At 65.8% G+C, this 6,196-nt stretch carries 2 protein-coding genes; both read left to right on the forward strand.

Translation table 11 applies throughout. The features are described 5' to 3' along the window. A partial coding sequence (locus FNL14_RS22970) for an Ig-like domain-containing protein (RefSeq protein ID WP_142065125.1) occupies positions 1 to 5,596 on the forward strand: 5,596 nt, incomplete at its 5' end. Positions 5,597 to 5,746: 150 nt separating this feature from the next. Then, positions 5,747 to 6,196 (forward strand): hypothetical protein (locus FNL14_RS22975; RefSeq protein ID WP_142065128.1); only part of this gene is annotated, 450 nt, incomplete at its 3' end.

A 6,196-nucleotide genomic window follows, 5' to 3' on the forward strand; every position in this document is an offset into this window, starting at 1 on the left:
GGTGACGGTGACCGGGGTTGATGCCAACGGTGAAGTCACGTCCTCGGATGCTGAGACCTGGGGCGAGTTGAAGGGCGCCGGGGATCTGCAGATCACTGTGGTGGGGGATCAGCCGGTGGTCCTGGATGCGGCGGCGGGGAAGCTGTTGTTGCCTGGTGGTAAGCGGTTGCAGTTGGAGAACGCGCGGGATGCGAAGTTGCAGCAGACAGGTCCTGGCAGTGATTTTGTCGCGATCTCCACGCCGAAGGCGTTGCTGAAGCAGCCCCTCGATGGTGGTACGGCGAAGACGGTGTCGTTTGGTGGTGAGGGTGTTCCGGCCAGCCCGGTGCAGTTGGGCGGGTGTGTGCATGCGGCGTGGTCGGGGGCGAACAAGTACGTCCGTGACTGCGTGAACGATGCTGATGATAAGAACGTGGATGTGCCGAAGGCGAGTGCGTCGCCGTCGTATGTTTTCCGGGTGAACCGGGACTTGGTGGTCCTGAACGATGTGAACTCGGGGAATGTGTGGCTGGTCAACCAGAACATGCAGCTGGTCAACAACTGGGACGACGTCATTCCGCCCCAGCAGACCTCGGACGACGCCGACAAGGACTCCGCGGACGAGGTGCAGCAGACCGTGCTGCCGGACCGCACCAAACCCAACAGCGCACCCGTGGCCAAACCGGACACCTTCGGGGTGCGCGCCGGAAAGACCACCATCCTCCCGGTGTTGGACAACGACTCCGACCCCGACGGCGACATCCTCACCGTCCGGACCCCTGAACCGCTCCAGTCCGGCCTCCTCTCACCCATCTACGGCGCCACCGGTTTCCAGGTAAACGTCGGCGCCGACAAGACCGGCGCAGAGGGTTTTAAGTACACGGTGGACGACGGCCGGGGGCTTTCCGGCTCCGCCGACGTCACGCTGAACATCATCCCGCCGGGGGAGAACTCCGCCCCGCGGCAGAAACCCAACCGGAACACCACACTGGTGGTGCAGGCGGGCAAGGTGGTCAGCCAGAACATCCTTCCCGATTGGATCGATCCCGACGGCGACGACCTTTTTGTTGTCGGCGCTGCCGGCAGTAATCCCCGCGACCAGGTCAAGATCCGGCCCGACGGGCTGCTCAGCTTCCAGGACTCCGGGTCCGACCCGGGGCGTAAAACCGTCACCGTCACTGTCTCGGACGGACGGTCCACCACCGAGGGCAAGGTCACCGTGGACGTGCGACCGGCCGGTGCACTGCCGCCGATCGCCAACGCGGACCATGTGGTGGCTGTTGCCGGGGTGGACACGGTGATCGCCCCGCTGAAGAACGATTCGGACCCGCAAGGCGGCGCCCTTCGACTGGCCCAGATCACTCCAGACGGCAACTCCACCGCCGTTATGGGCGCCGACCAGCAGACGTTCACGTTCAACGCCACCGCACCGGGCGCCCACTACATTTCCTACCTCGTGACCAACGGACCCGCCAGTGCGCAGCAGCTGGTGCGCGTCGACGTCGTGCCTGGCGGCGGTGACGCCGCGCCCGTGGCCGTCCGTGACACCGCCCTGCTGCCCAGCGGCGGCAGCGTGCTGGTAGACGTTTTGGGCAATGACTCCGACCCCTCCGGCGGAGTGCTGGTGGTCCAGTCGGTGACGGCCGCGGACGGGCTGCCGCTGAGCGTCGCCGTCCTGGACCACTCGGTGGTGCGGATCACCGACCTCCGCGCCCAGGGCCAGCTCAGCGTGAAGTACACCATCTCCAACGGCAAGTCCTCCGCCACCGGCGAAATCTCCGTGCTGGTGGTCCCCGCCCCTGCCAAGCTGCAGGCGCCGCAGGCCAAGCCGGACGAAGCCACCGTCCGCGCCGGGGACGTGGTCACCATTCCGGTGCTGGACAACGACACAGACCCCAACGGCGGCAAGCTCACCCTGGAACCGGTGCTGGCGCAAACCCCGGACCCGGCAGACGGCCGCATCTTCACCTCCGGCCAATCAGTGCGTTTCATCGCCGGCGACGTGCCCAAAACGGTGTACGCCATCTATAAGGTCACCAACGAATCCGGGCAGTCGGACTCCCAACAGGTGACCATCCGGATCCGGGCCCGGGACGACCAACTCAACACCCGGCCCGAACCCCGGAACCTCACCGCCCGCGTTGTGGCAGGCATGACGGTCCGCATCCCGGTGCCGTTGGACGGCGTGGACACCGACGGCGACTCCGTCCAATTGACCGGCGTGGATAAGGCACCGGCGATGGGAACGGCAGTGGTCAAGGACGGATACCTGGAATTCACCGCCGCAGGCAACGCCGCCGGAACGGACACCTTCACCTACCGCGTCCGGGACCGCATCGGTGCCGAGAACACAGGCACCGTGATCGTCGGGATCGCGCCGCAGGAGACCAACAACCAAAAACCCATCGCCATCGATGACGCCGTGGATGTCCGCCCCGGCCGGAAAATCGCGGTGGACGCACTCATCAACGATTCGGACCCGGACGGTGACCCGGTCAGCCTGGTGTCCAATGGCTTCGAAGCCCGCCCCGACCTCTCCGTTGAAGCGGCTGACGGCGGCAAGGTACTGCTCACGGCGCCCGCCGCCGCAGGCAACGAAAGCGTCAGCTACAAAATCCAGGATGACAAAAAAGCCCAGGCAGGCGCCGTGATCCGCGTCCGGGTCAGCCCCGATGCCGCGTTGAAGATTCCGCTCGCCAAGGATGACGTGGTCACCCAGGCCGAGACGCTGGGCAAGTCCGCGGTGGATGTTCCGGTGCTGAAGAACGACGCCGATCCCGACGGCGTCGCCTCCGAGCTGAAGATCAGCCTGCCTGACGGCAACCCCAACGCCCGTGCCACCGGTGACGGCTCAGTCCAGGTCACGCTCGCGCCGGAGGACCAGCTGGTGCCCTACACCGTCACCGATGTTGACGGCCAAAGCGCGACGGCGGTCATCTGGGTTCCCGGGCAGGGCGAACAGCACCCCACCCTGGCCAGGACCGACGTCGTAGAGGTCATGTCCGGCAAGGAGGTCACCCTTGACCTGGCCGACTACGTCCGGGTCCGCAACGGCCGCACACCCCTCATCACCCAGGTGGACAAGGTCCGTGTCCAGGGTGCGGAGCCGGATGACGTGGTGGCCGGGAACGGCGCCGCCCTCCGTTACGCCGCCCTCAAGGACTATGTGGGACCCGGGTCCCTCACGTTCGAAGTGACTGACGGTACCGGACCGGATGACCCCGCAGGCCTCAAGTCCACCCTCAGCATCATCACCAAGGTGATTCCGGATCCGAACGCCAACCACGCACCTACCTTCAGCGGTGCCACCCTCGACGTGCCAAAGGGCGACTCCGCCACCCTGGAGCTTGCAAACCTTGCCAAGGACGTGGACTCAGGCGACCAGGAAAAGCTTAAGTACGAACTCGACGGTTCCTTGCCCGAGGGCTTCACCGCCAGCATTGACAAAACAATCCTCAAAGTGACCCCGGAATCGGCCAGGGACGCCGGCTGGAAGGGAAGCATCCCGCTCAAAGTCACCGACGGCCGGTCCGAGCCGGTCCGTGCCACGGTGACAGCAACGGTCGTCGCCTCGAACCGGCCGTTGCCGGTGGCTAACGAGGACGTAGTGGACAAAGCCAACGCCGGCAGTTCCGAGACCATCAATGTGCTCGGGAATGACTTCAACCCGTTCCCCGAGACCCCATTGCGGATCACGTCCGCCACCGTGGAAACCGGCTCCGCCGCCGGGCAGCCCGCCGTCGCGGGGGACTCCATCACCGTAACCCCGGCCACTGGTTCCAAAGGCGTCATGGTGGTGCGCTACACCGTGATGGACAAGACTGAGGACGTTTCCCGGCAGACCGACGGCCGGATCCGCATCACCGTCCGCGACCGGCCCGACGCCCCCTCCGCGCCTACGGCAACGGACGTCCGGAGCCGCACGGCCGTACTCAAGTGGACACCGCCGTCGGACAACGGCGCGGCCATCACCAAGTACACGGTGCGCTCCGGCAACGGCTTCACCCAGGACTGCCCCACCACCACCTGCACACTGACCGGCCTGACCAACGACGTGAAGTACGTCTTCACCGTCACGGCCACCAACGAAGTCCGGGAATCCGATCCTTCGCCGGTGTCCAACGAGATCCGGCCGGATGAAAAACCGTCCCCGCCGAACGCCCCCACGGTCAAGGCCGGCGACAAGAACATGGAGATCAAATGGGCCCCGGCCAAAACCGAGGGCTCCGCGGTAAAGGCCTACAACCTGGAAATCTCCCCGCCGCCGGCCAACGGGATCGCCGTCAAGAACGGCGTCACGGGACTCAGCTATAACTGGCCCGGCCTGACCAACGGTGTGCGCTACAAGGTCCGCGCCCAGGCCGTCAACGAGCTCGGCCCGTCCGACTGGGGCCAGTACTCCGCTGAGGACAATCCGGCGGGCGTCCCCGCCGCTCCGGCGGCGCCCACATCCTCCGTGGCATCCTCGGTGGGTACGTCCAACCAGCTCAAGGTTGACTGGAACGAGCCGAACACCAACGGCGACGCCATCAGGAACTACTACGTCACCATGAGCGGCGGCGGCGGCGCGGCCCAGACGCAGGTGGTTGCGGGAACTGTCCGGACCGCCAACTTCACCGCCAACAACTCCGAAGCCTCGTACACCTTAACGGTCCAGGCCGAGAACAAGGCCGGCAAGGGTGCAGTCAGCGCCGCATCGGCTCCGCGCCGGGCCACCGGCAAGCTCGCCCAGGTCACCGGCGTGTCCGCCACCGAAGCCAACACAGGTGGTGCCGGCCGATCCGTCACCATCAACTTCCGGGAGCTCACCGCCGCGGAACGCAACGGCTCAACCTACGCCGAGGTCAGTTACACCTACCGGGCCAGCACCGGCCAGACCGGGCCCATCAAGCCCGGCCAAACCGTGGGCGGCTTCACCAACGGCACCAGCACCGCCATCACGGTGATCGCCAATTCCGCCGTCGCGCCGAGCTCCGATGCCAGCGCCCCGGCAACCGCGAACCCCTACGGCTGGCCGGGCACACCGTCGGCCTCCGGAACGGACGGCGCCGAAAACCAGAAGAACCTGACGTTGAGCTGGGCCTCGCCCCCCGCAGGGAGCTGGGACATCGCCTATACCCAGATCAGGATCGATGGCGGCAGCTGGGAACGGGTGGCGGCCTCGGGCAGCCGCACGATCAACACCGGCGGCTTCAGCGAGCGGCACTCCATCGAGGTCCAGGGCGTCAACTCGCGCGGCACCGGCGGGCCGCTTGCCTCGGCGTCGGCACAATCAGGTGCGCAGAAGACCCGCTGGACCACACGGCTCAATTCCGGCATGTACCGAAGTTGTACCGACCTTCCCGGGGCCACCTCTTACGACAACAGCCAGCCGGGGAATTTCACGTGCGACGGACAGGGCGGCACCAACCGTCCCTGGATGGGCGCTGCGGACGTCTTCGACATCATGTGCTGGAAGCCGCACGGCACCTACTACAGCGGGGACGGCCAGTGGTACTACATCATGCGGGGCTCACCCAACCAGACGCGCTGGATCGATTCGAGGCACACCACCATCGGCCCGCCCGCGCAGAGCGGCGTCCCGTTGTGCACCTTCCCGGTAGGAGCGACGCCATAGCCGGGCCGGGCAAGGACCCGGCAAGGGGGAGGGCTCCCCATCGCGGGGCCGGTAAGGGTTGGGTAGGCTTGCGCCGGGGAAAAGAGAGTCTCATGCCAGTACGCGGACGCGCTGCCGTACGGCCACACAAACTGAGGGAAACGTAACGCTGTGACAAGTCTGCTGGGGAAGCTTGGGCTCAAAACGCGCCATAAGAAGCTCGTGAGTGGTGCTGCGTTTGGTGCTGCTGTTGTTGTGGTGGTGGCCGGTGCTGTGTTGTATCCGGGGTTTAAGACCACTGAGGTGGATTTGAACGACGGCGGCGTGTGGGTGGTCTCGAAGTCCAAGAACGCGGTGGGCCGGCTGAATTACCCGTCGCGTGTTTTGGATGGTGCGGTGACGCCGGCGTCGACGACGTTCGACATCCTGCAGGATGCGGGGGAGGTGTTTGTTGATGATGAGTCTGGTTCGACGTTGAACCAGGTGTCGCCGGCGAACATGCGCCTTGGCGGGGATAAGCAGTTGCCGGGTGCTGCTGATGTGAGTTTCGGTTCGGAAGTGATTTCGGTGACGGATGCTGCGTCGGGCAAGGTGTGGGCGGTGTCGCCGTCGACGGTGAAT

The sequence above is a fragment of the Pseudarthrobacter sp. B4EP4b genome (genome assembly GCF_006680095.1).
Classification (GTDB): domain Bacteria; phylum Actinomycetota; class Actinomycetes; order Actinomycetales; family Micrococcaceae; genus Arthrobacter.